25 protein-coding genes and 1 tRNA gene are annotated in these 25,741 nt (G+C 67.4%); 10 read left to right on the forward strand and 16 right to left on the reverse strand.

The window, feature by feature from the left end; genetic code table 11:
• Positions 1-10: 10 nt before the first annotated feature.
• On the forward strand, positions 11-2,782 hold the full coding sequence (locus O4H32_RS04190; protein ID WP_269357013.1) for a M16 family metallopeptidase: 2,772 nt from the start codon (positions 11-13) through the stop codon (positions 2,780-2,782).
• 51 nt (positions 2,783-2,833) lie between these two features.
• On the opposite strand, the gene mdtI is transcribed toward O4H32_RS04190, so the two are convergent.
• The 7 genes from mdtI to hrcA form a co-directional block, all read right to left on the reverse strand.
• Positions 2,834-3,163 (reverse strand): multidrug/spermidine efflux SMR transporter subunit MdtI, encoded by a 330-nt coding sequence (gene mdtI / locus O4H32_RS04195; protein WP_269357014.1) that lies wholly within the window; start codon positions 3,161-3,163, stop codon positions 2,834-2,836.
• Positions 3,164-3,166: 3 nt separating this feature from the next.
• Positions 3,167-3,544 (reverse strand): DMT family transporter, encoded by a 378-nt coding sequence (locus tag O4H32_RS04200; RefSeq protein WP_269357015.1) that lies wholly within the window; start codon positions 3,542-3,544, stop codon positions 3,167-3,169.
• 204 nt (positions 3,545-3,748) lie between these two features.
• Positions 3,749-4,882 carry a molecular chaperone DnaJ gene (dnaJ, locus tag O4H32_RS04205; protein WP_269357016.1) on the reverse strand — a complete coding sequence of 378 codons (1,134 nt, stop codon included), beginning with the start codon at positions 4,880-4,882 and terminating at the stop codon, positions 3,749-3,751.
• A gap of 146 nt (positions 4,883-5,028) precedes the next feature.
• Positions 5,029-6,951, reverse strand: a complete 1,923-nt coding sequence (gene dnaK / locus O4H32_RS04210) for a molecular chaperone DnaK (RefSeq protein ID WP_269357018.1) — start codon at positions 6,949-6,951, stop codon at positions 5,029-5,031.
• Between the two features lie 98 nt (positions 6,952-7,049).
• On the reverse strand, positions 7,050-7,613 hold the full coding sequence (grpE, locus tag O4H32_RS04215; protein WP_269357019.1) for a nucleotide exchange factor GrpE: 564 nt from the start codon (positions 7,611-7,613) through the stop codon (positions 7,050-7,052).
• Positions 7,614-7,728: 115 nt separating this feature from the next.
• On the reverse strand, positions 7,729-8,775 hold the full coding sequence (gene hemH, locus O4H32_RS04220) for a ferrochelatase (protein ID WP_269357021.1): 1,047 nt from the start codon (positions 8,773-8,775) through the stop codon (positions 7,729-7,731).
• A 25-nt stretch (positions 8,776-8,800) separates the two neighbouring features.
• A complete protein-coding gene (hrcA, locus tag O4H32_RS04225) occupies positions 8,801-9,814 on the reverse strand; it encodes a heat-inducible transcriptional repressor HrcA (RefSeq protein WP_269357022.1) in 1,014 nt (337 codons plus the stop codon).
• 198 nt (positions 9,815-10,012) lie between these two features.
• Here hrcA and O4H32_RS04230 point away from each other — a divergent pair, with 198 nt between their 5' ends.
• Both O4H32_RS04230 and recN read left to right on the forward strand, forming a co-directional pair.
• Positions 10,013-10,915 carry an NAD kinase gene (locus tag O4H32_RS04230; protein WP_269357023.1) on the forward strand — a complete coding sequence of 301 codons (903 nt, stop codon included), beginning with the start codon at positions 10,013-10,015 and terminating at the stop codon, positions 10,913-10,915.
• A 22-nt stretch (positions 10,916-10,937) separates the two neighbouring features.
• Positions 10,938-12,620, forward strand: a complete 1,683-nt coding sequence (gene recN, locus O4H32_RS04235) for a DNA repair protein RecN (RefSeq protein ID WP_269357025.1) — start codon at positions 10,938-10,940, stop codon at positions 12,618-12,620.
• A gap of 96 nt (positions 12,621-12,716) precedes the next feature.
• Here recN and fur read toward each other — a convergent pair whose 3' ends face one another.
• Positions 12,717-13,142, reverse strand: a complete 426-nt coding sequence (gene fur, locus O4H32_RS04240) for a ferric iron uptake transcriptional regulator (protein WP_269357026.1) — start codon at positions 13,140-13,142, stop codon at positions 12,717-12,719.
• Positions 13,143-13,298: 156 nt separating this feature from the next.
• Between fur and O4H32_RS04245 the strand changes: the two genes are divergently transcribed.
• On the forward strand, positions 13,299-13,844 hold the full coding sequence (locus O4H32_RS04245) for an outer membrane protein assembly factor BamE (protein ID WP_407932618.1): 546 nt from the start codon (positions 13,299-13,301) through the stop codon (positions 13,842-13,844).
• On the forward strand, positions 13,844-14,635 hold the full coding sequence (dapB, locus tag O4H32_RS04250; RefSeq protein ID WP_269357027.1) for a 4-hydroxy-tetrahydrodipicolinate reductase: 792 nt from the start codon (positions 13,844-13,846) through the stop codon (positions 14,633-14,635). The genes O4H32_RS04245 and dapB overlap by 1 nt, the downstream gene beginning before the upstream one ends.
• A 9-nt stretch (positions 14,636-14,644) precedes the next feature.
• On the opposite strand, the gene murB is transcribed toward dapB, so the two are convergent.
• Positions 14,645-15,733 (reverse strand): UDP-N-acetylmuramate dehydrogenase, encoded by a 1,089-nt coding sequence (murB, locus tag O4H32_RS04255; RefSeq protein WP_269357028.1) that lies wholly within the window; start codon positions 15,731-15,733, stop codon positions 14,645-14,647.
• Positions 15,734-15,977: 244 nt separating this feature from the next.
• On the opposite strand from murB, the gene O4H32_RS04260 reads away from it, so the two are divergent.
• Positions 15,978-16,053, forward strand: a tRNA-Gly gene (locus tag O4H32_RS04260).
• 73 nt (positions 16,054-16,126) lie between these two features.
• On the opposite strand, the gene O4H32_RS04265 is transcribed toward O4H32_RS04260, so the two are convergent.
• Positions 16,127-16,567: a GFA family protein gene (locus tag O4H32_RS04265; protein ID WP_269357029.1), complete on the reverse strand. Its 441-nt coding sequence runs from the start codon at positions 16,565-16,567 to the stop codon at positions 16,127-16,129.
• An 88-nt stretch (positions 16,568-16,655) separates the two neighbouring features.
• Between O4H32_RS04265 and O4H32_RS04270 the strand changes: the two genes are divergently transcribed.
• Both O4H32_RS04270 and O4H32_RS04275 read left to right on the forward strand, forming a co-directional pair.
• Positions 16,656-19,061, forward strand: coding sequence for a glucose/quinate/shikimate family membrane-bound PQQ-dependent dehydrogenase (locus O4H32_RS04270; RefSeq protein WP_269357030.1), 2,406 nt, complete (start codon positions 16,656-16,658; stop codon positions 19,059-19,061).
• A 65-nt stretch (positions 19,062-19,126) separates the two neighbouring features.
• Positions 19,127-19,738 carry a hypothetical protein gene (locus O4H32_RS04275; RefSeq protein WP_269357031.1) on the forward strand — a complete coding sequence of 204 codons (612 nt, stop codon included), beginning with the start codon at positions 19,127-19,129 and terminating at the stop codon, positions 19,736-19,738.
• Positions 19,739-19,741: 3 nt separating this feature from the next.
• On the opposite strand, the gene O4H32_RS04280 is transcribed toward O4H32_RS04275, so the two are convergent.
• Positions 19,742-20,356, reverse strand: coding sequence for an ATP-binding cassette domain-containing protein (locus O4H32_RS04280; RefSeq protein ID WP_269357032.1), 615 nt, complete (start codon positions 20,354-20,356; stop codon positions 19,742-19,744).
• Positions 20,357-20,405: 49 nt separating this feature from the next.
• Positions 20,406-21,293 carry a class A beta-lactamase gene (gene bla / locus O4H32_RS04285; protein ID WP_407932610.1) on the reverse strand — a complete coding sequence of 296 codons (888 nt, stop codon included), beginning with the start codon at positions 21,291-21,293 and terminating at the stop codon, positions 20,406-20,408.
• A gap of 255 nt (positions 21,294-21,548) precedes the next feature.
• On the opposite strand from bla, the gene O4H32_RS04290 reads away from it, so the two are divergent.
• Positions 21,549-21,770, forward strand: a complete 222-nt coding sequence (locus O4H32_RS04290) for a YgdI/YgdR family lipoprotein (RefSeq protein WP_269357035.1) — start codon at positions 21,549-21,551, stop codon at positions 21,768-21,770.
• Between the two features lie 25 nt (positions 21,771-21,795).
• On the opposite strand, the gene O4H32_RS04295 is transcribed toward O4H32_RS04290, so the two are convergent.
• The 4 genes from O4H32_RS04295 to O4H32_RS04310 all read right to left on the reverse strand — a co-directional run bounded on the left by O4H32_RS04295 (position 21,796) and on the right by O4H32_RS04310 (position 24,913).
• A complete protein-coding gene (locus O4H32_RS04295) occupies positions 21,796-22,071 on the reverse strand; it encodes a chaperone modulator CbpM (RefSeq protein WP_269357037.1) in 276 nt (91 codons plus the stop codon).
• Positions 22,068-22,973: a J domain-containing protein gene (locus O4H32_RS04300; protein ID WP_269357039.1), complete on the reverse strand. Its 906-nt coding sequence runs from the start codon at positions 22,971-22,973 to the stop codon at positions 22,068-22,070. Before O4H32_RS04300 ends, O4H32_RS04295 begins: the two co-directional genes overlap by 4 nt.
• A gap of 121 nt (positions 22,974-23,094) precedes the next feature.
• Positions 23,095-23,901, reverse strand: coding sequence for a family 1 encapsulin nanocompartment shell protein (locus O4H32_RS04305; protein WP_269357041.1), 807 nt, complete (start codon positions 23,899-23,901; stop codon positions 23,095-23,097).
• Entirely contained in the window at positions 23,894-24,913 is a 1,020-nt protein-coding gene (locus O4H32_RS04310; RefSeq protein WP_269357043.1) for a Dyp-type peroxidase, read from the reverse strand. Before O4H32_RS04310 ends, O4H32_RS04305 begins: the two co-directional genes overlap by 8 nt.
• A gap of 156 nt (positions 24,914-25,069) precedes the next feature.
• On the opposite strand from O4H32_RS04310, the gene O4H32_RS04315 reads away from it, so the two are divergent.
• On the forward strand, positions 25,070-25,738 hold the full coding sequence (locus tag O4H32_RS04315) for a 7-cyano-7-deazaguanine/7-aminomethyl-7-deazaguanine transporter (protein WP_269357045.1): 669 nt from the start codon (positions 25,070-25,072) through the stop codon (positions 25,736-25,738).
• Positions 25,739-25,741 lie beyond the last annotated feature (3 nt).

Raw genomic sequence — 25,741 nt, forward strand, 5'->3', positions numbered from 1 at the left:
CACTTGGACCATGCCCCGGCTGAAACTCCTGCTCTCCGCGATTGTCTCGCTTTGCCTGCTGGCGACGCCTGGCCTGACCCGCCCGGCTTACGCGGAATCCGCGACCGCCGACCCCGCCCTGCCCGCCGGCGTCCATCGGGTCGTCATGATCGAGGGCGTGACCGAGTACCGGCTGGACAACGGCCTGCAGGTGCTGCTGGCCCCGGACGACTCCCGCGCCCAGACCACGGTGAACATGAGCTACCGCGTCGGCTCGCGCAACGAAGGGCCGGGCGAGACCGGCATGGCGCACCTGCTCGAACATCTGTTGTTCCGCGGCAGCCCGGCCTACCCGGACGCCCTGGCTGAATTCGCGCGACGAGGGCTGGCGGCCAACGGCTCGACCACCGCCGACCTGACGAATTACTACGCGACCTTCGCCAGCGATCCGGAGACACTGCGCTGGTATCTGGCCTGGCAGGCCGACGCCATGCTGAACGCGCGCATCGCCCGCGCCGACCTGGACGCGGAAATGCCCGTGGTGCGCAACGAAATGGAGCGCGGCGAGAACAGCCCGTTCAGCATGCTGATGCAGCAGGTCGCTTCGGCCGCCTATGTCTGGCACCCCTACGGCCGCAGCGTCATCGGCGCGCGCTCCGACGTCGAACACGTCGGCATCGAGCCACTGCGCGCGTTCTACCATCGCTACTACCAGCCCGACAACGCCACGCTGATCGTCACCGGCCGCTTCGACGCACGGCAGACGCTGCACTGGATCGCGCAGGACTTCGGCCCCATCGCACGCCCGGATCGCGCACTGCCGCCCGAATACACGGTCGAGCCCGTCCAGCAGGGTGCGCGCAGTGTCACGCTGCGTCGCATCGGCGGCAGTCCCATCGCCTTGGCGCAGTACCATCTGCCGGAAGCCGCCAGCGACGCCTACACGGCCCTGTCCATCGGCGCCGCCATGCTGGCCGACACGCCGGCCGGACCGCTTTACCAGTCTCTGGTGGCCAAGGGCCTGGCCAGCAACGTGTTCGGCTTCGCGCGCGCCATGAAACAGCCCGGATATGCCGTGTTCGGCGCCCAGATCCAGCCCGGCGCGGACCCTCGTGCGGCGCTGTCCGCCCTGGAACACGGGCTGGAAACCGATGGCGTCGGCCGGCTGGACCAGGCCGCGCTGGACCGCATCCGCACCGCCTGGCTGAACGACTGGAAGCAGACCTACAACCAGGCCGGCGCGCTCGCCCAGGCCCTGTCCGACGCGGTCGCCTGGGGGGACTGGCGCCTGTTCTTCATCGAACGCCTGCGGGTCCGCGCACTCACGCTGGACACGGTCCGCTCACAATTGAGCGCCTGGCTGCTACCCAGCAATCGCACCAGCGGGTTGTATCTGCCCACGGCGGACCCGAAGGACGCGCCCTTGCCCGCGCCGGCCGATCTCGAACCCTGGGTCCGACAGCTCGGCACCGGCACCGGGCGTCCGGCCGTGGCCGCCTTCGACACCCACCCCCTGGCCCTCGACGCCGCCACCCGGCGCAGCATCCTGACGCTGCCCAACGGTCCGGTCGCCCTGGCCCTGCTGCCCAAGGAAACTGCGGGAGGACAGGTCCACGCCGTGCTGCGCATGGGGTTCGGCGACGCCAAGGGATTGCGCGGCCAAGGCATGGCGCCCTTCGCCACCGGCGCCATGCTGCTGCGCGGCGCCGCCGACATGAGCCGCCAGCAGATCGAAGACCGCCTGAACGCGCTGGACTCCGAGTTGTCGTTCAGCACCGACGGCAACGTCCTGGATGTGTCCATCCGCAGCGACCGCGCCCGCCTGCCCGAGGTGCTGGACCTGGTCTTCCATCTGTTGCGCACGCCCACGTTCCCGGAGGACGAGCTGGAACGCCTGAAGCGCAGCCTGCGCACCCACGTGGAAAACGAGGCCTCCAGCCCGGCCTATCTGGTACGCAACACGTTGCAACGCCACGATCAGCCCTGGAAGCCGGACGATGTCCGCTATACCCCCACGACCGACGAGATCCTGGACCAGATCGAGCACCTGAGCGGCGATCTGCTGCGGAAGTTCCACGAGCAATTCTACGGCGCGGGCCATCTGTCCCTGGCGGTGGTCGGGGACTTCGATCCCGACGCTGTGGAACAGCGCCTGCGCGCCGACCTGGCCGGCTGGCGTGCGGCCCCTTCCTATGAACGCCTGCCGGACCCCTGGTACGCGATGCGGCCCGAAACCTTCCGCATCCCCGCCCCGGGCAAGGCCAATGCCGAATACCGGGCGGTCCTGCCCTTGAAGCTGCGCGATACCGACCCGCGCTGGCCCGCGCTGATGCTGGCCAACTATCTGATCGGGGGCTCGGAGGATTCCCGCCTGTGGCAAGGCATCCGGGTCCGCGGCGGCCTGTCCTACGGCGTGGGCAGCGCCGTCAGCGCCTCGCCCTTCGAGGACTCCGGCGCCTGGACGCTCTTCGCCAGCACCGCCGCCCGCAACGCCGTCAAGCTGATGGACGCGATGCGCACGGTCCTGGACGAAACCCTGAAGACCGGCTTCACCCAGGCCGAGGTCGACCAGGGCGTGCGTTCCCTGCTGAATTACCTTGAGCTGGGGCGCTCCGACGACGCCTATCTGGCCGGCCGCTGGATCGACTATCTGGACACGGGCCGCGGCTTCGCCTGGCAGCAGCGCGTCATCGATCAGTTGCGCGGCCTGAAGGCCGGACAGGTCAACGGGACGATGCGGGATCTGCTCAAGCCCGGCGCGCTCAGCATCGCCGTGGCCGCCGATCCCGATCCGAAGCCCTGACGCCCACGTGGCTCTTCGACGGTGCGGACCTCATGGCGGGGCCGCTCGTCCTCAGGCCAGCCTGAGCAGCAGCATCCCCGCGACGATCGCCGCGATCCCCGACCAGCCGGTCCGGCCCAGCCCCTGGTCGAACAGCACCCGGCCGGCGATCGCGGTCAGCAGAATCCCGCAGCCCCCCCACAAGGCATAGGCGACGGAAAGATCGATCCCCTCGACGGCCTGGGACAACGCCGTGAAAGAGGCGAGGATGCAGCCAATACCCAGCGCGCCGGTCACGCGCCTGCGAAAGCCGTCGGAATAGTGGATGAACACGTTGGCCGCGACCTCCAGGAGAACGGCGGCGACCATGAAAGCATAATGAATGAGTCCGGCATCCCGCATGGCTCATCCCTCCGCGGCGACGCCGCCGCCGATCCGGTCCCGCGCCGCGGCGGCCCGCGATGCGCCGACATTGACCAGCACCACACCCGCCATCAGGACGGCGATTCCAAGCAACTTGAATGGCCCAGGGCTCTCGCCGAAGAAGCGCAGGCCGATCAGGGTGACGCAGGCCAGTCCGATCGTTTCCCAGGCGGCATAGGCCAAGGCGATCGGCAGGCGCCGGACGGCCTGCGCCAGAAGACAGAACGACAGCCCGATCATGGCGTACATGAACATAAACGCGGCCAGTGAGCCGGAACCCGACGCGGCCTTCATGACCGTCACGCCCACCACTTCGACCGCGACGGCTGCCAGCAGAAACAACCAGGGACGTAACGGCATGAGAACCCTTTTCCGATGTGCGTCGAACGCGATGCCGCCATTCTCCACATTTTTTATAGGATAAAAAAGTTGGATTTCATCTGATTTTCAGATGAAGAAGACCGCTCGGCATGCATCGCTCCGAGCCGGCAAACCCCAAAGAAAACCCCGCGCCCGGATGGAACCGGAGCGCGGGGCGGTTATCGGCGCGGGCTCGAGGACGACTCAGGAAAAGAAGTTCTTCACCTTGTCCGTCCAGGACTCGCTCTTGGGCGAATGGCGGTCGCCGCCGCTGTTGAGAGACGATTCGAACTGACGCAGCAGCGTTTTCTGTTCGTCGTTCAGGCGCACCGGCGTTTCCACCACGATGTGGCAGTACAGGTCGCCGGGATAGCTGGAACGCACGCCCTTGATGCCCTTGCCGCGCAAGCGGAAAGTCTTGCCGGTCTGCGTGCCCTCGGGAATGGTGATTTCGCCCCGCCCGGACAGTGTCGGGACTTCCTGCACGCCCCCCAGCGCCGCCTTGGTGAAGGGGATGGTCAGTTCGCAATGCAGATCCTCGCCCTGACGTTCGAAGATGCCGTGCGGCTTGATGCGGATCTCCACGTACAGGTCGCCCGGCGGGCCGCCGTTCAGCCCCGGCTCGCCGTTGCCGGTGGAACGGATGCGCATGCCGTCGTCGATCCCGGCGGGGATCTTGACCTGCAGGGTCTTGTTCTTGCGGATGCGGCCCACGCCGTCGCAATCGCCGCAAGGATCGGTGATCTCCTGGCCGGTGCCGTGGCAGGTCGGGCAGGTCTGCTGGACACTGAAGAAACCCTGCTGCATGCGCACGGCGCCATTGCCGCCGCAGGTGTGGCAGGTGCGCGGCGATGTCCCGGGCTTGGCGCCCGAGCCGTGACAGGTTTCGCAGGATTCCCAGCTGGGGATGCGGATCTCGGTATCGAAACCGTTGGCCGCCTGTTCCAGGCTGATTTCCAGGGAATATTTCAGGTCGGCGCCGCGATAGACCTGCGGGCCGCCTCCGCCCCGGCGGCCGGCGGCGCCGCCGAAGATTTCCCCGAAGATGTCGCCGAAAGCATCGGCGAAGCCGCCCGCCCCGCCGCCCATGCCCGCGCCGGCGGCCGCGTTCGGATCCACGCCGGCATGACCGAAGCGGTCATAGGCCGCGCGCTTTTCCGCGTCGGAGAGGATCTCGTAGGCTTCCTTGGCCTCCTTGAACTTGTCCTCGGCCTCCTTGCTGTCCGGATTGCGGTCCGGATGGTATTTCATGGCCAGTTTGCGGTAGGCCTTGCGGATGTCGTCGTCCGAGGCGTTCTTGGCTACGCCCAGGACGTCGTAAAAATCTCGTTTTGCCATGGATTCAGGTTGCCTGTGCTATGCGCTGCTGATTGAAGGACAGATGCCCGGGCCGACGAAAACGCCGGTTCCGGGCAGGGGCATGCGACCGCCGGCCGCGCACCGGAAGATCCCGAAGGACCGCCGGGCGCATGGCCGGCGAAGGCTCAGTCGCGCTTCACTTCCTTGAAGTCGGCATCGACGACGTCGTCTTCCGCCGGCTTGGCGCCATCGGCCGCGGCCGCGCCCTCTGCCGCCTGCTTGGCTTGCATGTCGGCGTACATCTTCTCGCCAAGCTTCTGCGAGGCGGTGGACAGCGCCTCGACCTTGGCGTCGATGTCTGCCTTGTCGTCGCCCTTGATGGCTTCTTCCAGGGCCTTGATGGCCGACTCGATGGCTTCCTTTTCGGCGGCTTCGAGCTTGTCGCCGTATTCCGTCAGGGACTTGCGCGTGGCGTGGACCAGACCGTCGGCCTGGTTGCGCGTCTGCGCCAGTTCGGCGATGCGGTGATCTTCCTCGGCGTTGGCTTCGGCGTCCTTCACCATGCGCTCGATCTCGTCCTCGGTCAGACCGGAGCTGGCCTTGATCGTGATCTTGTTTTCCTTGCCGGTGCCCTTGTCCTTGGCCGACACGTGCAGGATGCCGTTGGCGTCGATGTCGAAGGTGACCTCGATCTGCGGCAGGCCGCGCGGGGCCGGCGGAATGCCTTCGAGGTTGAACTCGCCCAGCGCCTTGTTGCCCGCGGCGACTTCGCGCTCGCCCTGGTAGACCTTGATGGTCACGGCGGGCTGGTTGTCGTCCGCCGTGGAGAACACCTGCGAGAAACGCGTCGGGATGGTGGTGTTCTTCTTGATCATCTTGGTCATGACGCCACCCAGGGTCTCGATCCCCAGCGACAGCGGCGTCACGTCCAGCAGCAGCACGTCCTTGCGGTCGCCCGACAGCACGGAACCCTGGATGGCGGCGCCGGCGGCGACGGCCTCGTCGGGGTTCACGTCCTTGCGCGGTTCACGGCCGAAGAATTCCTTGACCTTTTCCTGCACCTTGGGCATGCGGGTCATGCCGCCGACCAGGATCACGTCGTCGATGTCGGAGACCTTGACGCCGGCGTCCTTGATCGCCACGCGGCAGGGCTCGATGGTGCGCTCGATCAGTTCCTCGACCAGTGCTTCGAGCTTGGAGCGGGTGATCTTCAGGTTCAGGTGCTTGGGACCGGAAGCGTCGGCCGTGATGTACGGCAGGTTGATCTCGGTCTGCTGCGTGGAGGAGAGTTCGATCTTGGCCTTTTCGGCGGCTTCCTTCAGGCGCTGCAGGGCCAGCACGTCCTTGGACAGATCGACGCCGGATTCCTTCTTGAACTCGGCGATGATGTATTCGATGATGCGCTGGTCGAAGTCCTCGCCGCCCAGGAAAGTGTCGCCGTTGGTCGACAGCACTTCGAACTGCTTTTCGCCGTCCACGTCCGCGATCTCGATGATGGACACGTCGAAGGTCCCGCCGCCCAGGTCATAGACGACGATCTTGCGGTCGCCGCGTTCGGACTTGTCCAGGCCGAAGGCCAGGGCCGCAGCGGTCGGCTCGTTGATGATGCGCTTGACGTCCAGGCCGGCGATGCGGCCGGCGTCCTTGGTCGCCTGGCGCTGGCTGTCATTGAAATAGGCCGGGACCGTGATCACGGCCTCGGTGACTTCCTCGCCCAGGTAGTCCTCGGCGGTCTTCTTCATCTTGCGCAGGATGTCGGCCGACACTTGCGGCGGAGCCAGCTTCTTGTCCTGGGCCTCGACCCAGGCGTCGCCGTTGTCGGCCTTGATGATCGCGTAGGGCATCAGGTCGATGTCCTTCTGCACGGCCTTTTCCTCGAACTTGCGGCCGATCAGGCGCTTGACCGCGAAGATGGTGTTCTTCGGATTGGTGACGGCCTGGCGCTTGGCCGGCGCGCCCACCAGGATTTCGCCGTCCTGCATATAGGCGACGATGGAAGGCGTGGTGCGCGCGCCTTCGGCGTTTTCGATGATCTTGACCTTGGAGCCGTCCAGCACAGCGACGCAGCTGTTGGTCGTCCCCAGGTCGATGCCGATGATCTTGCTCATGTTGGATCCTGTCGATGTTTGAATGAGAGGGCGGGCCTCACGCCCGCCGATGATTCGGATATGGGGCCGCCGCCCCCGGTTTCAAGGCCCGGGGCGCATCAGGCGGCCGGGCCGGCCGACACCATGACCAGCGCCGGGCGCAGGACGCGGTCGGCGATCAGGTAGCCTTTCTGCAGCGTCTGGGCGACGGCGCCCTGGGGATGTTCCGACGGCACGTTGGAGATCGCCTGGTGGCGGTGCGGATCGAAAGCCTCGCCGGGCGCCGGGGCGATCTCGCGCATCTGGTTGCGCTCGAACGCCGTGTTCAGCTGCCGCAGGGTGGCCTCGACGCCCGCCTTCCAGTCCTCGACGGTCTGGTTTTCCTGGGCCAGCGCGGCCTCCAGGCTGTCGCGCACCGGGATCAGGCTCTCGGCGAAGGACTCCGTGCCGAACTTGCGGGCCTTGGACACGTCTTCCTGGGCGCGACGGCGGATGTTCTCGACCTCGGCATGCGCGCGCAGCAACTGATCGTGGTAATCGGCGACCTGCTGCTGGGCTTCGGCCAGCAGCGCGGCGAGGTCCTCGCCCGGCTGCCCGGCGGCATCGGTCGGGTTCTGGCCTTCGGTCTGGGTTTCGGCGCTCGGCGCGGCTTGCGGATCCAAGTCTTCCTGGGGTGCCGACATGGTGAAATCTCCAATGCTGAAATGGGTGAACGAAAAAACAGATGGGGACGGACGCGCGTTCTTCAAGCCCCTGGGCGGCGGCCCGGGGCGCCCGTCGCGGGCCGCCGCGGGGCGGCTACCTCCAGCCGGCCAGATTGTCGGCGATCAGCCCGGCGAAATCCCGCGCCCAGTCCGGGTCGGCGTTCAGGCAGGGAATGTAGCGGAAGGCCCGCCCGCCCGCCGCCAGGAACGCCTCGCGGCAACCCATGTCGATCTCCTCGAGGGTCTCCAGGCAGTCCGCCAGGAACCCCGGGCACATCAGGTCCACCGTGCCGACGCCTTCCCGCCCCCAGGCCTCCAGCGTGGGCTGGGTGTAGGGCTGCAGCCAGGCCTCCGCGCCGAAACGGCTCTGGAAGGCCACGTGCAGCCGTTCGCCATCCGCGCCGAGGCGCTCGCGCAAGGCCCGGGCGGTCCGCATGCAATCGCGGAAATAGGGATCGCCCTTGCGCACCACCCGCTGCGGCAGGCCATGGAAGCTGAGCAGCAGCCGGTCGGGCTTGCCGGCCTGGTCCCAGTGGGCACGCACCGAGCGATGCAGCGCATCCACGTAGACATCGGACGTCGGGAAGCGGTCCAGGAACCGCAGCGTGGGCTGGTGGCGCAGCCGCGCCAGATGCGCGGCCACGGCGTCGACGACCGTGGCCGTGGTGCTGGCGGCGTACTGTGGATACATCGGCACGACCAGGATGCGGCCGCAGCCGGCCGCGCGCAAGGTTTCGAGCGCGGCGGGCAGGGCCGGCCGGCCATAGCGCATGGCCAGTTCGACCCGCGTATCCAGGCCACGGTCGCGCAGGGAAGCCGCCACGGCTTCGGCCAGGTCCCGGCTGTGGACCAGCAGGGGCGAGCCCCGGTCGAGCCAGATCTCGGCGTATTTCGGGGCGATGGCCGACGGCCGCCGCGTCAGGATGAACAGGCGCAGGATGACTTGCCACAACGCGGCCGGCAGTTCCACCACCCGGGGGTCGGACAGGAACTCGCCCAGATAGCGGCGCACCGCCGCCGGGGTCGGTTCGTCGGGCGTGCCCAGATTGACCAGCAGGACGCCCAGCGGCCCGCGGTCGGGTCCGGACGCGTCCGGATCCAGCGCCCGGGGATCGGGCGCTTCGGAGAGAAAACGGCTCATGGTCTGAAGAGAAATGAAAACGGCATCAGGAGGCAGCCTGGCCGAGAGCGTTGGACAACATGCGGGCGGTGATGTCGACGATGGGAATGACGCGATCATAGGCCATGCGGCTGGGGCCGATGACGCCCAGCGTGCCGATCACCTGGCCATCGATCCCGTAGGGCGCGGTGATGACCGAGACGTCTTCGAGCGGCACCAGGCGCGAATCGCCGCCGATGTAGATCTGCACGCCCTGGGCGCGGCTGGAGACGTCCAGCAGGTGCAGCAGGTCGGTCTTCTGCTCGAACAACTGGAACAGACGGCGCAGCCGGTCCATGTCGGCCGTCATCTCGGACACGCCCAGCAGCTTGCCTTCGCCGGAGATGACGACGGCCTCGTCGTCCGTATCCGTCGCATCCAGGCCGACGTCCACGGCCTGCTGCATCAGGCGGGAGATGTCGGTGCGCAGCGAGGCGAGCTCGTCGGCCAGGGTCTGGCGGACCGCGTGGAAAGACTTGCCGGAAAACTGGCGGTTGAAGAAATTTGAGGCTTCCAGCAGTTCGGTTTCCGAGTATTCGCGCGAGACGAACAGGATGCGGTTCTGCACGTCGCCGTTGGGGGTGACGATGATCAGCAGCACCCGCCTGTCCGACAGGCGGATGAATTCGATGTGCCGGAACACCTGGGTTCGTTTGGGGGTCAGCACCACGCCCGCGAACTGCGACAGGTTCGACAGCAGCGAGGCGGCGGCGGTCACGGCGCGGCCGGGCTCGGCCGCCGGCAGGCAGTCCTCGATCCGCAGGTCGGGGCTGAGCTCGTAGGGGCGGGCGGTGAGCAGGCTGTCGACGAACATGCGGTAGCCGCGCGGCGTGGGCACGCGGCCCGCCGAGGTGTGCGGGCTGTGGATCAGGCCCAGGTCCTCCAGGTCGGCCATGACGTTGCGGATCGTGGCCGGCGACAGATCGAAGACCTTTGACAGCGTGCGCGACCCCACGGGCTGGCCGTCCGCGATATAACGTTCGACCAGCGCTTTCAGCAATGTCTTGGCTCGATCATCCATGGTTTAAAGCCCTGTTTGGCTAATACTCGTCAGGCACGGGGACCACCCCCAATTGCAGCATCCCTCCACCTCGCGCCTTGCAAGGCGCTCGGATTCGTCAGGCACGGGGCAGTCCGCAGGGACTGCCCCGTGTCCGGACTCATCCCCCTATAATCGGGTACGCCTATTATTCCATTAATTCCGGGAGACCCCCCGCCCATGCACTTCAAGACCGTCGCACTGATCGGCCGCCACCAGGACAGCGGCATGGACGCGCCCCTGCGCCGGTTGGGCCAGGTCCTGTCCGATGCGGGGCGCGACGTCCTGATCGAAGCCGAGACGGGCCGCAACACCGGGGTCGCCGACTTCCCGCTGGCCTCTTACGAGGACATCGGCGCGCGCGCGGACCTGGCCATCATCATGGGCGGCGACGGCACCATGCTGGCGGCCGCGCGGCAGCTGGCCACATCCGGCGTGGCCATGATCGGCATCAACCATGGCCGCCTGGGCTTCATCACCGACATCCCCCTGGGCAGCGCGGACGAGGCCATCACCCGCATCCTGAACGGCGCCTTCGTCCAGGACGAACGCATCCTCCTCGAAGGCCGCGTGATGCGAGGCGACGAGACCATTTTTTCCGGCCTGGCGCTGAACGACGTGATCATCAACCGCGCCGGACGAGGCGGCATGATCGAGCTGCGCGTCGAATGCAACGGCGCCTTCATGCACAGCCAGCGCGCCGACGGCCTGATCATCGCCACGCCCACGGGATCGACGGCCTACGCCCTGTCGGCCGGCGGGCCGATCCTGCACCCCCAGGTCGACGCCCTGGTGCTGGTGCCCGTCGCACCTCAAACCCTGTCGAACCGACCCATCACTCTGCCCGACGACAGCATCCTGAACATCACCATCAGCGCCCTGGGTCGCGTGGAATCGGGCGCCAGCGTCCACTTCGACATGCAGGCCCTTTCCAACTGCCAGGAAGGCGACCGCATCGATGTGCGCCGCAGCCCGCACCGCGTGCGCTTGCTGCACCCCCAGGGCTACAGCTACTTCTCCACTCTGCGCAGCAAGCTGAACTGGAACCGCATGCTGCATCCCTGGGACGAAACCGAGCAATAGGGCCGACGGCCCGGCCACCATCATGCTGCGCGCGCTGCACATCCGTGACTTCGTCATCGTCGACCAGGCCGACATCGCCTTCGATGCCGGCTTCACCGTGTTCTCCGGCGAAACCGGGGCCGGCAAGTCGATCCTGATCGACGCCCTGGCGCTGGCCCTGGGTGGCCGGGGCGACGCCACGCTGATCCGCCGGGACGCTCCGCGCGCCGACGTCAGCGCCGTCTTCGACGCGCCCGAGGCCGCCGCCGACTGGCTGGCCGAACAGGCGCTTGACGGCCCTGAACTGATCCTGCGCCGCGTCATCGATGCCCAGGGCCGCAGCAAGGCCTGGGTCAACGGCGTGCCGGCCACCCTGGGCCAACTGCGCGACCTGGGCGCGCTGCTGGTGGACATCCATGGCCAGCACGCCCACCAGAGCCTGTTGCAAGCCGCCAGCCAGCTCGACCTCCTGGACACCCACGCAGGCCACGCCGAGCAGGTCCGCGCCCTGCGGCAGGCCTGGGCCGACTGGCGCCAGGCGCAGGCCACGCTGGACGCCGCCCGCAGCGACGCGGCCGGCCAGGCGGCCCGGCTGGAGCAATTGGCCGCCGATGTGGCCTGGCTGGACGAACTGGCGCCCGAGCCCGGCGAATGGCCGGATCTGTGCGCACGCCAGTCCCGCCTGGCGCACGCACAGGCCCTGCTGGCCGGCGCCGGCCAGGCCGTCGAGGCGCTGGACGGCGAATCGGGCTCGGCGGCGCAGGCCTTGCATGCCGCGATCCAGTCGCTTCAGGCCCTGGTGCGCCACGATCCTTCCCTGGGAGCACACTGCCAGACCCTGGAGTCGGCGCGCATCCTGTGCGCGGAAACCGTGTCCGGACTGAACGCCTACGCCGACCGCCTGGAACCCGACCCGGACGCCCTGGCGCGGGCCGACGCCCGCATGGGTCGCCTGTTCGAGGCCGCCCGCCGGTTCCACATTGAACCCGAAGTCCTGGCCGAGCACCACGAAACGCTGCGCGCCCGGCTGCGCCAGGCCGAGGCCGGACAGGACCTGGGTGCGCTGGAACAGGCCTGCGGCCAGGCTGAATCGCATTACATGGCCCTGGCCGGCGCCCTGGGCGCCACGCGCCGGGCCACGGCCACGCAACTCGCCTCGCAGGTCACCGCCGCCATGCAGACCCTGTCCATGGACGGCGGCGTCTTCGACATCGCCCTGACGGACTGCAAGCCTTCCGCGCATGGCCTGGAAACCGTCGAGTTCCTGGTGGCCGGCCATGCGGGCGTACCGCCCCGCCCGCTTTCGCGCGTGGCTTCCGGCGGCGAGCTGGCACGCATTTCCCTGGCCCTGTCGGTGATCGCCAGCCAGGCGGCCCGTGTCCCGACCCTGATCTTCGACGAAGTGGACGCCGGCATCGGCGGCGCCGTGGCCGAGGTCGTCGGCCGCCTGCTGCGCGAACTGGGCGCGCGCCATCAAGTCCTGTGCGTCACCCACCTGCCCCAGGTCGCGGCCTGCGCGACCCGGCATTTCCAGGTCAGCAAATCCACCCGCGCCGGCCGCACTCTGTCGACCATCCATCCGCTGGACGCGGAATCCCGCACGGAAGAAATCGCCCGCATGCTGGGCGGGCTGAAGATGACCACCGCCACGCGCACGCATGCCCGCGAGATGCTGGACGCACTCGGGCACGGGGCGGTCCGGCGCGGGCCGTTTCAAACCGAATGAATCGAAGCACACCCGCCAGGTGCGACATGAGGCCCCGTCATGGCCGGGGGGATCGCCTGCGCCTGACGTTCGGCGGGTCCGGAGGACCCTGGGCGATTACCCCTTTTTAGCGGCCGAGCACTTCGGGCAGATGCCGTAGAGCATCATGTTGTGGCTTTCGAGGGTGAAGCCGTTTTCCTTGGCCACCCGATGCTGGCGTTTTTCGATTTCCGCATCGGAAAATTCCACCACCCGGCCGCAGTTCGTGCAGATCAGGTGGTCGTGGTGGTCGCCGTCATTCAGTTCGAACACCGCCTTGCCGCCGTCGAACTGGCTGCGCAGCAGGATGCCCGCCTGCTCGAACTGGGTCAGTACGCGATACACGGTGGCCAGACCGATGTCCACGTCTTCGGTGATCAGGGCGCGATAGACGTCTTCGGCGCTATGGTGACGGGTTTCCGCCTTGCGGAACACATCGAGGATCTTCAGGCGCGGAAACGTCGCCTTCAGGCCCATGGTCTTGAGTTCGATCTGGTCGTTCATGGTTGAAGTATCCCGGGGAATGCGGCGAAAGGCAAGCGGGCCGGAACCCCACCGCATCCGGCCACGCGCATGCGCAAATCCTAATTCCCTTTATGATAGCGGTTTTAGCGGCCGCCATACGCGGCCCTCGAATCCACCACGGGGACTTTCGTGCACATCCGATCCAGCGCTCCTTCCCACCGGCTGACCCTATGCCTGGCCGCCAGCGTCATGGCGCTGGGCCTCGCGGGCTGCGGCTCGACCAACTGGGGCTTCCCCTACCGGGCCACCATCCAGCAGGGTAACTGGATCACCTCCGAACAGGTCGCCAAGCTCGAAACCGGCATGACCCGCGACCAGGTGCGCTTCATCCTGGGTACGCCCACGCTGCAGGACATCTTCCACGCCGAACGCTGGGATTACCCTTACTACAACCAGCCCGGCTACGGACAGGACGAACTACGCAAATTCACCGTCTGGTTCGAGAACGACCGTCTGGCGCGCTGGACGGGCGACGAACAGCCCGACCGCCAGCCCTTCCAGAAGGCCGACAGCGGCAAGGAAGCCATCCAGTCGGCCGATGCCGAACGCGCGGCCCGTCAGGCCACATCCCCGGGGCTGGACACTTCCGCCGCACCCAACGGTCAGGCTGCGGGCGGCGCGCCGCAAGCCACCGTCGAAGCCGTCCCCGCCGGCACCACCCGCCCGGGGGGACAGGAATAATGCGTATCGCCATCGCGGGCGCCTCGGGCCGCATGGGGCGCATGCTGATCCAGGCCGTCCTGGAATCCCAGGATCTCACCCTGGCCGTGGCGCTGGATCGCCCCGGCAACGACGCCATCGGCCAGGACGCCGGCGCCCCCCTGGGCATCGTCACGGGCACGCCTATCACCGATGACCTGGGCGCCCTGGCCGGAGCCGATTGCCTGATCGACTTCACCCGCCCGGAAGGCACTCTGGCCCACCTGGAGGCCTGCGTCGCGCATGGCGTCAAATGCGTCATCGGCACCACCGGTTTCGACGCCGAGGGCAAGCAGGCCATCCGGGCCGCCGCCCAGAAAACCGCCATCGTCTTCGCCCCCAACATGAGCGTGGGCGTCAACGCAACGCTCAAACTGCTGGACATGGCCGCCCGTCTGCTGAACAGCGGCTATGACGCCGAAATCTTCGAGGCCCATCACCGCAACAAGGTCGACGCGCCCTCCGGCACCGCCCTGGCCATGGGCGAGGCCGTGGCGCGCGCCTGGGGCAAGCCGCTGGACGAGATCGCCGACTGGGCGCGCCACGGCGAGACCGGCCCGCGCGAAACCGGCCATATCGGCTTTTCCGTGCTGCGCGGCGGCGACATCGTCGGCGACCACACCGTGTACTTCTGCGGCACGGGCGAACGCATCGAGATCAGCCACCGCTCCAGCAGCCGCGCCACCTATGCCCAGGGCAGCCTGCGCGCCGCCCGCTATCTGGCGCGCCGCGAATTCGGCCTGTTCGACATGCAGGACGTGCTGGCCACCTGAGCGCCGGACTCAGTCCAGCACCACGGGCTCCTGCTCAAGGTCCACCCCGAACCGTTCCCGCACGTCGGCGCGCACGGCCCGGGCCAGCGCCAGGACATCCGCAGCCTGCGCGCCGCCGTGGTTCACCAGCACCAGCGCCTGGCGCTCATGCATGCCCACGGGCCCCAGGCGCCGCCCTTTCCAGCCCGCCCGCTCGATCAGCCAACCAGCCGCCAGCTTGACCCGGCCATCGGCCTGGGGATAAGTCCGCAGATCCGGAAACCGTTGTTTCAGCCCCTCCGCCTGGCCGGCGTCGATCACCGGATTCTTGAAGAAGCTGCCCGCGTTGCCCAGCACCGCCGGATCGGGCAGTTTGCGGCGGCGGATATCGCACACGGCGTCGAAGACCTGGCGCGGAGACGGCGCCGCCGATGAGGCGCTCGCCGGGCGGCCGGAAACCGACGCCCCGCGCTCGGCCCGCAACCCGGGATGATCCCGCAGGTCCGGATAGTCGAGACGCGGCGTCCAGGCTTTGGGCAACGCGAAACGCACCCGCACGATCAGCCAGCGCCCCGCCCCGTCGCGCTTGAACAGACTGTCCCGATAAGCGAAGCCGCACTCGCTGGGGCGCAAGTCGTGTGCGCGGCCCGCCCGCAGATCCCAGGCCACCACCGAATGCAGGCGCTGGTCCAGTTCCAGCCCGTAGGCGCCGATGTTCTGCACCGGCGCCGCCCCCACCGTCCCCGGGATCAAGGCCAGGTTCTCCAGCCCCGGCCAGCCCCGGGACAGGCAATGGTCCACGAAACCGTGCCAGGATTCTCCGGCGGCGGCCTCGACGATCCAGTGGTCGGCGGTCTCATCCCGCAAACGGATGCCGCGCAGCGCCACGCGCAGGACGCGATGGCGCGGTCGCTCGAGCATCACCAGGTTGCTGCCGCCCCCCAGCACGAACATCGGCGCCACGCCGTCCCGGCCTTTCCGTCCGGCAGCCAGCGCTTCGCACAAGGCCGGGATGGCGGATTCGTCCTCCAGGACCGCCACGGCGGCCCGCGCCGGCAGGCCCAGGGTGTTGCGGGCTTGCAGGTCCTGATCGGAGAAGACGAGGGGCTGGACGGACATGAGGCAAGAGGGCTGGAGTGGAAGGCGTAAGCATACCGCGCGGGCTTCGGATGGACGGGTTTCGGGGCGGGTATCCGGGCGATTTGACAGGCCTGGATATCGTGCTTTATAGTTCTGCCTCTTGCTTGATTGCGTACCGGCAACAGCGCCTTCCAGAGGTCTGAAGCCTGATCTGAAAAATCACACGATTTGACAGACTGAAAAATACGCCTTACAATGCAAGGCTTAGCTGAATAGCTAAAATGCGGGAATAGCTCAGTTGGTAGAGCGCAACCTTGCCAAGGTTGAGGTCGCGAGTTCGAGACTCGTTTCCCGCTCCAGATTCCAAAAGGCCCAAACTTCGGTTTGGGCCTTTTTTCTTTTGCCGACTTCGGTGCGACTCCCAGTCCGGTTTCAAGTCCCGGCGGCGCCTGGCGGCCTGCCCGAACGCCTGGACGACTCCCGCGCCGCGAACCGCTCGAATACCTGCTTTCCCGTTATTTTCTTCGTTTGATTCTTCAACTCGTAGTACGAAGGTTTTTCGTCGATGAAAACCTCATGGACGAGCGTGAACATCCGGTCCTGAAAAAGCCCGGCAGGCAGGATGTATTCGTTGCCGGACAATAGTCGATAAAAAAGATGGGTACCGCACGTCGGGCAAAACCCGCGCTCGGCCCAATCGGACGAACGGTAAGTCCGCGCCTCGCCGCCGGGAAACCCGACGCCGTCGCCACAATGCACGGCGAACATGGGGCCCCCCGACCAACGCCGGCATATGGCGCAATGGCACAGCCCGATCTGCTCGCGATCCGGCGCCGTGACTTCGATGGCACCGCAGAGACATTTTCCTTTCATCAGGGATTCCTCTCAGGACGGAAAATCAAGCGCGAAACACCATTATGATAGAGTGGTTTTCATGCTTTCACGCACAAGGATGATGCCCATGAAGACGCCCCGTCCGCACAGGCCCCTGTCCCAAACCATCGGCTGGGCGGTGCTGCTCCTGATCGCACTCTACTCGCTGCTCGGCGGCATCTGGCTGGCGGCGCTGGGCGGCTCGTGGTATTACGCCACGCTGGGCGTGGCATTGCTGGCGAGCGCCTGGCTGCTGCGGCGGCAACGGACGGCGGGGCTGTGGCTGTATGCCCTGATCCTGGCAGCCACCCTGGTCTGGGGCCTGTGGGAAACCGGCCCCGACTTCTGGGCGTTGGCGCCGCGCTACGATCTCCTCTTCCTCCTCGGCCTGTGGCTGTTGCTGCCGCCGGCCACGCACGGCTTCTACTCGCCCCGACCCGCCAAGGCCGCCATGGGCGTGGCGATGCTGGGCATGCTGGCGGTGCTGGGCTACGGCCTGTTCAACGACCCGCAGGAGATCGAGGGCACGCTCGCCCGCGCCCAGCCGGCCCGGGCGCATCCGGTGCCCGGCGTGGCGGACGAGGACTGGCCCGCCTACGGGCGCACGGAAGGCGGTGTGCGTTATTCGCCGCTGGCGCAGATCAACGCCGGCAACGTCAAGAATCTGCGGGTGGCATGGACCTATCGCACCGGCGACTTCCGCACCGCGAACGATTCGGGCGAGACCACCAACGAAGTCACGCCGATCAAGATCGGCGACAAGCTGTTCCTGTGCACGCCGCACCAGTTCCTGGACGCGCTCGATCCCGCCACAGGCCGGCGCCTGTGGCGCTTCGATCCGCGGCTGAAGGCCGACAAGACCTTCCAGCACTTGACCTGCCGCGGCGTCGCCTATCACGACGCGGACAATGGCGTGCGCTTCCCGGCCAGCCGCGCCAAGGCCGGCGACCAGGCTCCGGGGCTCTGCCCGCGCAAGGTGCTGCTGCCCACGAATGACGGCCGCCTGATCGCGGTGAACGCCGACAACGGCCATCCATGCGGCGATTTCGGCAAGGACGGCGAGATCGACCTGCAACAAAGCATGCCCCATGCCTATCCGGGCGGCTACAACCCGACATCGCCACCGGTGGTCACCGCATCGACCATCGTCATCGGTGGCTCGGTGACGGACAATTTCTCGAATCAAGAGCCGTCCGGCGTGATCCGCGGCTACGACGTACGCACCGGCGCGCTGAAATGGGTCTTCGACACCGGCGCGGAGGACCCCAACGCCATGCCGGGCGACCAGACGAAGTTCGTGCACAACTCGCCCAACGCCTGGGCGCCCCTGGCCTACGACGCCCAGACCGACGTGGTCTACGTGCCTACCGGCGTGGGTACGCCCGACATCTGGGGTGGCGACCGCGGCCCCCTGAAAGAGCGCTATGCCAATTCCATCCTGGCGCTGGATGCCTCCACCGGCCATCTGATCTGGCACTTCCAGACCACACACCACGATCTGTGGGACATGGATGTACCGGCGCAGCCCTCGCTGATGGACGTGACGAAGGAAGACGGCCAGACCGTGCCGGCCATCTACGTGCTCACCAAGACCGGCAACGTATTCGTGCTGGACCGCCGCGATGGCCGGCCCATCGTGCCGGTGACCGAAAAACCCGTACCGCAGGGCGTGGCGCGCGGCCCGCAGACCCGGGGCGAGCACTACGCGCCGACACAGCCGTTCTCGGCGCTGAATCTGGCGCCCCGGGACAAGCTCACCGACAAGGACATGTGGGGCGCCACGATGCTGGACCAGTTGATGTGCCGTGTGATGTTCAAGCGCCTCAACTACGAGGGCATCTACACGCCGCCGTCCGAGAATGGCACGCTGGTGTTCCCAGGCAACCTGGGCGTGTTCGAATGGGGCGGCATGTCGGTGAACCGGGATCGCCAGGTGGCGCTGGCGAACCCGATCGGCCTGCCCTTCGTTTCCCGGCTCATCCCCGAAGATCCGGACCGCGCCATTGGCGTGAAAGGGGCCGGCACGGAAAACGGCGTACAGCCGATGTACGGCACGCCGTACGGCGTGGAGATCAATCCCTTCCTGTCGCCGCTGGGCCTGCCCTGCAAGGCGCCGGCCTGGGGCTATGTGGCCGGGGTGGACCTGCAGCGCAACCAGGTGGTGTGGAAAAAGCGCATCGGCACCATCCGCGACAGCCTGCCGCACCTGTTCCCATTGCCGCCGCTCAAGATCGGCGTGCCGGGCCTGGGCGGCCCCATCTCGACCGCCGGCAACGTGATGTTCGTGGCCGCCACACAGGACGACTATCTGCGCGCCTTCGACGTGAGCAATGGCCACCTGCTGTGGGAAGCGCGCCTGCCCGCCGGCGGCCAGGCCACACCGATGACCTATGCGGCCGGCGGCAGACAGTACGTGGTGATCATGGCCGGCGGCCACGGCTCGTTCGGCACCCGGATGGGGGATTATCTGGTGGCCTACGCCTTGCCGGACTGAGCACCACTTCCAGAAGGCGCAAGGCGTGGGCACGGGCGGGCATTCCTCACTATAGAATGCCCGCTATGGACATCGCCTCTTCCTTATTGATCGCCGTCACGGCATGGCTGGTGCTGCGCATGCGCTACCAGCGCGCCCGCATCGCCCTGCTCGGGCATCACCTGGCCGGGCTGCGGCTCGAACACGGCATGGAGACCCTGACGCAGGGCTACACCCGCGCCATCCACGAAACGACCGAGGCGCGCCAGACCCAGGTGCTGGAAAGCTTCGCCCAGACAGAACGCACGGTGGCGGCGCAAGCGCAATCACTGGCCGACGCCATGCAAAGGGAAAGCGAACAGGCCACCCGCATGAGCATGCTGCCGTTCTGCGTGCCGTACGCCGAGCGCTTCCTGCCCGTACCGACGCGGGATTTCCGCGCGCTGCTGCGGATCCACGCGGCCGGCCTGCGGCATGTCGTGGACAACGAAAGCCATATGAATCCGAAGGACCGCGCCTACCATCTGTCGGCGGAACTCTATCTGCTGCAGCACAGTTGCCACTGGTACTGCAAGTCGCGATCCGTGGCCGACGCGCGTCTGGCGCTGCGGCATCAGGTGAAGCACCAGCAAGCGCTGGACGCGGTGTCCGACACGACCCGCTCGGCCTATCTGGCGTGGCTGCGGGGCGCCGGCTAGCTGCTAGCGCAGCGCCGCCACCTCGGTCACCCTCGCCCCGCACGCCCGCACCAGCTCGGCATCATGGCTGGCGAACAGCACGAGGCGGTCCTGTGCCCAGAGCCTGAACTGATCGGCCAGCACGGCGCGAGCCTGGGCGTCCAGCCCGTTGCCCGGGCCGTCCGCGACGACGACGGCCGGATCGCCCAGGGCGGCGGCCGTCAGAAAGACCTTGCGCCGCGTGCCCGTCGACATCTGCTCGAAGCGCTTGTCCAGATGCGGCTCCAGCCCCAGCCGGCGGGCCAGGTCGAGCACCTCATGATCAAGGGACGCCCGCTTCTCCGTGGCGACCCGCTCGAGCAGCTCCCGGCCCGTCAGCGAGGGAAACGCCAGACAATCGTCGGGCACATGGGCCAGCCGGGCCTTGGCCAGCGAAGGCTCGCGGGCCATCGAATGCCCGCCGATCCAGACTTCGCCCGAGTCCGGAGCGATCATGCCCGCGACGATGCCCAGCAGGGTGGATTTGCCAGTGTTTTCTTCTTCGCACAGCGCCACGCATCCGGCTCCGAACGCCTGGTTCAGCCCTTGGAAGACGAGATGGTCGCCGTACCGCTTGGTGAGATTGTCGATGCGCAACATGCCGGGAAGTGTACGCAGGAATGCGGCGCGCGGCCAGGACGCCCCGGCCTCACCGGGAAATTTCCGCCGCCAGGGCCGCGCCCAGTCCGGCGATGGCCGCATTGCGATCCTCCATCGAGGCGTCGGTGCCGGTGATATAGATCGCCGCCACGATCGGCGCATGCGCGGGTGGCCACATCACCGCGATCACACCGCGCGAGCCGTGTCCGCCCGCCCCCGTCCGGTCGCCGATGCGCCATGCCCGGGGAATGCCCGCGCGCAGGAGCGGGCCGCCCACCTCGTTGCCCACCAGCCACCCGGTCAGCCGCGCTTTCGAGGAGGCCGACAGCACGTCACCGAGCACGAGCGCGCGCAGGGTGTCCGCCATCGCCGCTGGCGAGGTCGTGTCCCTGGCGTCGCCCGGCGTCCCTTCATTCAGGCCGGGTTCGTATCGGTCGAGTCGCGTCGTCCGGTCGCCAAGGCCGCGCGCGAATGCCGTCACGGCCCCCGGGCCGCCGATGGACTCCAGTATCTTGTTGGCGGCCACGTTATCGCTCGTGCGCATCGTGGCCGCGCAGAGATCGCCCAGGGCGACCCGCCGCCCGACCCACGTTTTCGAGACAGGCGCGTAAGGAACCAGATCGGCCTGCGCGACCAGTACCGTCTTTTCCAGATCGCCCCCGCCCTCGTCCGCCCGGCGCAGCAGCGCGCCGCATGCGAGCGCCTTGAACGTGCTCATCATGGGGAACCGTTCATCGGCCCGATAACGCCAGCTTCGGCCATCCCCGGTGTCCTGGATCACCAGGCCCACGCGCGCGCCCAGCCTGCCCTCGATCTCGCGGGCCTTCGCAAGAATCGCATCATCGGCCGCCGGCGCGGCGCGGGCGCATACCCCCGCGATCATCATGGCAATACCCAGCAGGATGGCTGGCAGTTTCATGGATGGCCTCTTTCCCATCGTTTCAGTCCGGTGAGGATACATGTCCGAACCACCGTTACACGCCGCCCGCAAGCATGGCCGCTTCCTTGTGATTTTGTCAGCGGCGCTTACAGCCGCACCCTTGGCCGCGCTCCGCCCATCTCCGGCCGCGGCCAAGGGCATCGGAGCCGATTGCGGCGGACATCCGCCTCGGCCCGCTGTCGGGCCCGCTTACAATGCCGCCCGCAAGACCTTGATAAGGTGTCCATGAGACCGTTTATTCAGGAGGCGCTCATGTCAAAGACGATCCTTGCGACCCTTGCCATCTTCGCAGGCAGTGGTGTCCTGGCCGCGTGCTCGACCCCCTCGACCGTCACCACGCGCGACGGCCGGACAGACTATACCGCCGACGCGCCGGTCACCGATACGGACGACGGCTTCGTCACTTACGAAAAGGGCGGCCGCGACGTCAAGGTCAACAAGTCCGAGGTCGAGCGGATCGAGGAAGTGGAATGACGGCGGGATAAAGCCGCCGCCCGCCTCACTTGAAACGCGGCGACTCGCGCAGCAGGCTCAGCGCCTGCCGCGCGCCATGGAGCTGGTCCACCAGATGCAGAATCAGGTCGATGCCCGCTTCGTTGACGCCGAAATCCCGCTGCAGGTCCTGGATCAGGACCGCCCGCGCGATGTCGCATTCGGAGAAGCGGACCTCGGACGCGGCGTCATCCGGAATGAGCCAGCGCCGCTCCAGCCAGAACTCCAGGGTCTGTTCCCTGATGTTCGCGCTGACCAGGAATTCCTGCTTGGTCATGATCATGATGATTCACCTCCGCGCGGATCGTGGGCCTTGCCCTTTTCCCACCGGGCAACGAACGCGTCGAGCTCGGGATCGGGCGACTTCGGCAGCACGATTCTCAGCTTGACGAGTTCGTCGCCGAATCCCCCTTCGCGACGCGGCGCGCCCTTGCCCTTCAGACGCAGCGTGGCGCCGCTGCTGGAGTGACTCGGAATCGTCAGCATCACATCGCCTGTCGGGGTCGGAACCCGCACCTCGCCGCCCAGGACCGCCTCGGACAGGGACACCGGCAACTCCACGATGACGTTGGCGCCCTCCTGCTTGAAGCGCGGGTCGGGCAGCACCTCGACCCGGATCAGCGCATCGCCGGGTCCGCCAGCCCCCCGGCCAGGCGCGCCCTTGCCCTTCAGGCGCAACATCTGGCCGTCGAGCATCCCGGGCGGAATCGTCACATCCAGCGTGCCGCCATCGGGCAGGGTGATCCGCTTGTCGGCCCCCGTCACGGATTCGACGAAACGGATCGACAGGCTGTAGAGGCGGTCCTCGCCCCGCTGGTGGGCGCGGGCCTCGCGGCCGCGCCGCAGGATTTCGGCGAACACGTCGTCGTCCGCGAAATCCGCGTAGCCCGCGTCGCTGGTGTAGGGATTCCGGCCGTGATCGGCCGAGGCAAAGTCCCGATAGAATTGACGTTTGGGCTGTTCGGCGCCGCTGGCATCGATCTCGCCCGCATCGAAGCGCCTGCGCTTTTCAGGATCGCCGAGCAGGCCATAGGCCACGGAGACGTCCTTGAATTTATCCTCGGCCGCCTTGTCGCCCGGATTCAGGTCCGGATGCAGTCGCTTTGCCAGGCCTCGATAGGCCTTCTTGATCTCGTCGAGCGACGCGGTGCGCGCCACGCCGAGCACCTGGTATGGATCCCGCATGATCAGCCTCGCAAGCGCATCACGACAATCATCAGATTACCACGGTGCGGAAGACCGCCGCCCTCCTGTCATCGGGAGCGGCGGGCCGCGCCGGCATCCGCCGCACGGGCCCCGGAAGCCCTTATTTCGCAGGGGGCGTCAGGGCCACGGCGGCCTCGGGCGACAGCAGCCGGAACGTGAAACTTTCCTGCAGATAAAGCCGCACGGCATCGTCCGAGTGCGACTGGTAGCCGATCGAGATGTCCTGGCCGAGGTGCAGGGAGAAGTCCCCGCCGCGGGTGCTGAGCAGCACGCCCCCCTCGATGCCCGGCGCCCAGACGATGTCGCGGTCCAGCAGCGGCCGGATGTGCTTGAGCAGCGGATAGCCCTCGTCGCTGGCGCCGCCGACGGCGGCGTAGGCCTTCTCGCCGAGAACCAGGACATACGGGCCATTGACGCCCGCCAGGCGCAACTGGCTCAGGGCCTGCGCCACGACGGCGGGGTAGCGCCGGATGTCGGCGGGCAGTTTCACCGCCGGGTTGCCGGCGCCCGGCCGGATCCCCTGGATGCCCGCCGCCGCGTAGCCGTCGAACACGGCCCGGTCTTCCGCGTAGGCGATCTTGCGGGCGGCATCCTTGAGCGGCTGCAGATCGGGATCGTCGGAACCGCGCTCGACCTCGTCGAGCGTCCAACGCGAGAGTTCGAACGGCACGCGCAGTTCCACCAGAGGCTGGACCTGGTGCTGCCCGGCCAGGACGCCGACGTCGGGCGCCTTGATGGACTTGAGGTGGCCGGTGCCGACGGCTGCGAGCGCGGCCCCCCGCGGATCGGCGACGTCCACGACGCGGCGCGCCGCCAGGTAACGCTTGAGTGTCCGGGACGCCTCTTCCTCGATCTGGGCCCACGCCGCGTCCGAGACCGGCGCCAGTTCACGATGCAGATTATTCATGCGGGGGTTCTCCTTTGAGTGAGCCGATGCCCAGCGAGCCGTCGGGCGCGCCGGCGCCCGGCGAGGATTCGTCGTGAGCCTGCGGCGCCCCGAAAGCGGGCGCATCTTCCAGGAAGCGGGCCGAGGGCACGAAAAAAAGCGAACCCGTAACGGCGCGACTGAAATCGAGCAACCGGTCATAGTTGCCCGGCGGGCGCCCGATGAACATGTTTTCCAGCATCCGCTCGATGCGGCCCGGGGACCGGGCGTAGCCGATGAAATAAGTGCCGAATTCGCCCTTGCCCACGTCGCCGAACGGCATGTTGGCGCGCACGATGTCCAGTTCCTCGCCGTCCTCCTCGATCACGGTCAGCGCGTTGTGGGCCCAACTGGGCTTGACGTCGTCGGCCAGCTCGATGTTGGTCTGCTTGGTGCGGCCGATGATCCTTTCCTGCATTTCAACCGGCAGCGCGTTCCAGCCGGCCAGGTCATGCAGGTACTTCTGCACGATCACGTAGCTGCCGCCGACGAAATCGCCATCCTCGTCGCCGATGACGGTGGCGGCGACCGCTTCGGGGCCCTCGGGATTCTCCGTGCCGTCCACGAAACCGATCAGGTCGCGGGCGTCGAAATACTTGAAGCCATGGACCTCGTCCACGACAGTGGCCGCATCGCCCAGCCGCGCCGTCACCTGCGTGGCCAGTTCGAAGCACAGGTCCATGCGCGTGGCGCGGATGTGCAACAGGACGTCGCCCGGCGTGGAAACCGCATGGTGCACGCCCCGGATTTCCTTGAAGGGATGCAACTCCCGGGGCCTGGGCGAGCCGAACAGGCGATCCCAGGCGTCGGAGCCGAAGCCCATGATGCAGGACAACCTCCCGTCGAGGTCGCGGAACCCGACCGACCGCAGCAACCCGGACAGATCCGCGCAGAGCGCGCGCACGGCATCCAGGGGCTCGGGCCCCGGGTTGAGGGTCAGGACCAGATACAGGGCCGCCTGCGTGAGCGGCGCGTCGACAGGCTGGTGCGTCACGGACGACAAATCGTTCTCCTTGCGGACTCGGGCATCCATTCAACTTAGTGTACCTTGCGGCCGGCGTCCGTCCGGTGACGCCGGTCCGGCGTATAATTCGCCCCTGCACCGTCTCCATCCATGGGTTCCCTCACCCCATCCATCAAAAAGGTCCGCATGAAATCCGCATCCGTTCCGCACTCGCGGACATCGTTCTGGCTCGCCCTGCTGGTCGCGTTCCACATCCTGGTCATCATCGCCAGCAACTATCTGGTGCAGTTGCCCATCGAACTGTTCGGCTTCCACAGCACCTGGGGCGCCTTCAGCTTTCCTTTCATCTTCCTGGCCACCGACCTGACCGTGCGCCTGATCGGCAAGACCCCCGCGCGCCGCGTGATCCTGCGCGCCATGGTCCCGGCGCTGGTCGTCTCCTACGTCGTGTCGGTCCTGTTCCACGAAGGCGGCTTCAAGGGCTTCGAGGCGCTGGGCACATTCAACCTCTTCGTGTTCCGCATCGCCTTCGCCAGCTTCGCGGCCTACGTCCTGGGCCAGCTCCTGGACGTGCACGTGTTCGACCGCATGCGGCGCGACTACGTGCAATGGTGGATCGCGCCGGCCGCGTCCGCCGTGCTCGGCCAGGCGCTGGACACGGTGGCCTTCTTCGGCATCGCCTTCTGGCGCAGCAGCAACCCCTTCATGGCCGCGCACTGGGGGGAGATCGCCGCCGTCGACTACGTCATCAAACTGACCGTCAGCCTGCTGCTGTTCGTGCCGATGTACGGCGTCGCCCTGAACGCGATCATCCGCGTCATGCGCCGGCGCGAAGCCCTGCCGGCCGCAGCATGAGCA

The sequence above is a fragment of the Castellaniella denitrificans genome (genome assembly GCF_027214045.1).
Lineage (GTDB): Bacteria > Pseudomonadota > Gammaproteobacteria > Burkholderiales > Burkholderiaceae_B > Castellaniella > Castellaniella denitrificans_A.

Coding starts and splice junctions, on each gene's coding strand:
- mdtI (WP_269357014.1), bottom strand. CDS start 3,163: ATGCGGGATGCCGGACTCATTCATTATGCTTTCATGGTCGCCGCCGTT.
- murB (WP_269357028.1), bottom strand. CDS start 15,733: ATGTCCGTCCAGCCCCTCGTCTTCTCCGATCAGGACCTGCAAGCCCGC.
- dnaJ (WP_269357016.1), bottom strand. CDS start 4,882: ATGGCAAAACGAGATTTTTACGACGTCCTGGGCGTAGCCAAGAACGCC.
- fur (WP_269357026.1), bottom strand. CDS start 13,142: ATGAACGACCAGATCGAACTCAAGACCATGGGCCTGAAGGCGACGTTT.
- O4H32_RS04265 (WP_269357029.1), bottom strand. CDS start 16,567: ATGAAAGGAAAATGTCTCTGCGGTGCCATCGAAGTCACGGCGCCGGAT.
- grpE (WP_269357019.1), bottom strand. CDS start 7,613: ATGTCGGCACCCCAGGAAGACTTGGATCCGCAAGCCGCGCCGAGCGCC.
- O4H32_RS04275 (WP_269357031.1), top strand. CDS start 19,127: ATGGACATCGCCTCTTCCTTATTGATCGCCGTCACGGCATGGCTGGTG.
- hrcA (WP_269357022.1), bottom strand. CDS start 9,814: ATGGATGATCGAGCCAAGACATTGCTGAAAGCGCTGGTCGAACGTTAT.
- O4H32_RS04230 (WP_269357023.1), top strand. CDS start 10,013: ATGCACTTCAAGACCGTCGCACTGATCGGCCGCCACCAGGACAGCGGC.
- dnaK (WP_269357018.1), bottom strand. CDS start 6,951: ATGAGCAAGATCATCGGCATCGACCTGGGGACGACCAACAGCTGCGTC.
- O4H32_RS04200 (WP_269357015.1), bottom strand. CDS start 3,544: ATGCCGTTACGTCCCTGGTTGTTTCTGCTGGCAGCCGTCGCGGTCGAA.
- O4H32_RS04280 (WP_269357032.1), bottom strand. CDS start 20,356: ATGTTGCGCATCGACAATCTCACCAAGCGGTACGGCGACCATCTCGTC.
- O4H32_RS04295 (WP_269357037.1), bottom strand. CDS start 22,071: ATGATCATGACCAAGCAGGAATTCCTGGTCAGCGCGAACATCAGGGAA.
- O4H32_RS04190 (WP_269357013.1), top strand. CDS start 11: ATGCCCCGGCTGAAACTCCTGCTCTCCGCGATTGTCTCGCTTTGCCTG.
- dapB (WP_269357027.1), top strand. CDS start 13,844: ATGCGTATCGCCATCGCGGGCGCCTCGGGCCGCATGGGGCGCATGCTG.
- O4H32_RS04300 (WP_269357039.1), bottom strand. CDS start 22,973: ATGCGGGATCCATACCAGGTGCTCGGCGTGGCGCGCACCGCGTCGCTC.
- O4H32_RS04305 (WP_269357041.1), bottom strand. CDS start 23,901: ATGAATAATCTGCATCGTGAACTGGCGCCGGTCTCGGACGCGGCGTGG.
- O4H32_RS04315 (WP_269357045.1), top strand. CDS start 25,070: ATGAAATCCGCATCCGTTCCGCACTCGCGGACATCGTTCTGGCTCGCC.
- O4H32_RS04290 (WP_269357035.1), top strand. CDS start 21,549: ATGTCAAAGACGATCCTTGCGACCCTTGCCATCTTCGCAGGCAGTGGT.
- hemH (WP_269357021.1), bottom strand. CDS start 8,775: ATGAGCCGTTTTCTCTCCGAAGCGCCCGATCCCCGGGCGCTGGATCCG.
- recN (WP_269357025.1), top strand. CDS start 10,938: ATGCTGCGCGCGCTGCACATCCGTGACTTCGTCATCGTCGACCAGGCC.
- bla (WP_407932610.1), bottom strand. CDS start 21,293: ATGGGAAAGAGGCCATCCATGAAACTGCCAGCCATCCTGCTGGGTATT.
- O4H32_RS04270 (WP_269357030.1), top strand. CDS start 16,656: ATGAAGACGCCCCGTCCGCACAGGCCCCTGTCCCAAACCATCGGCTGG.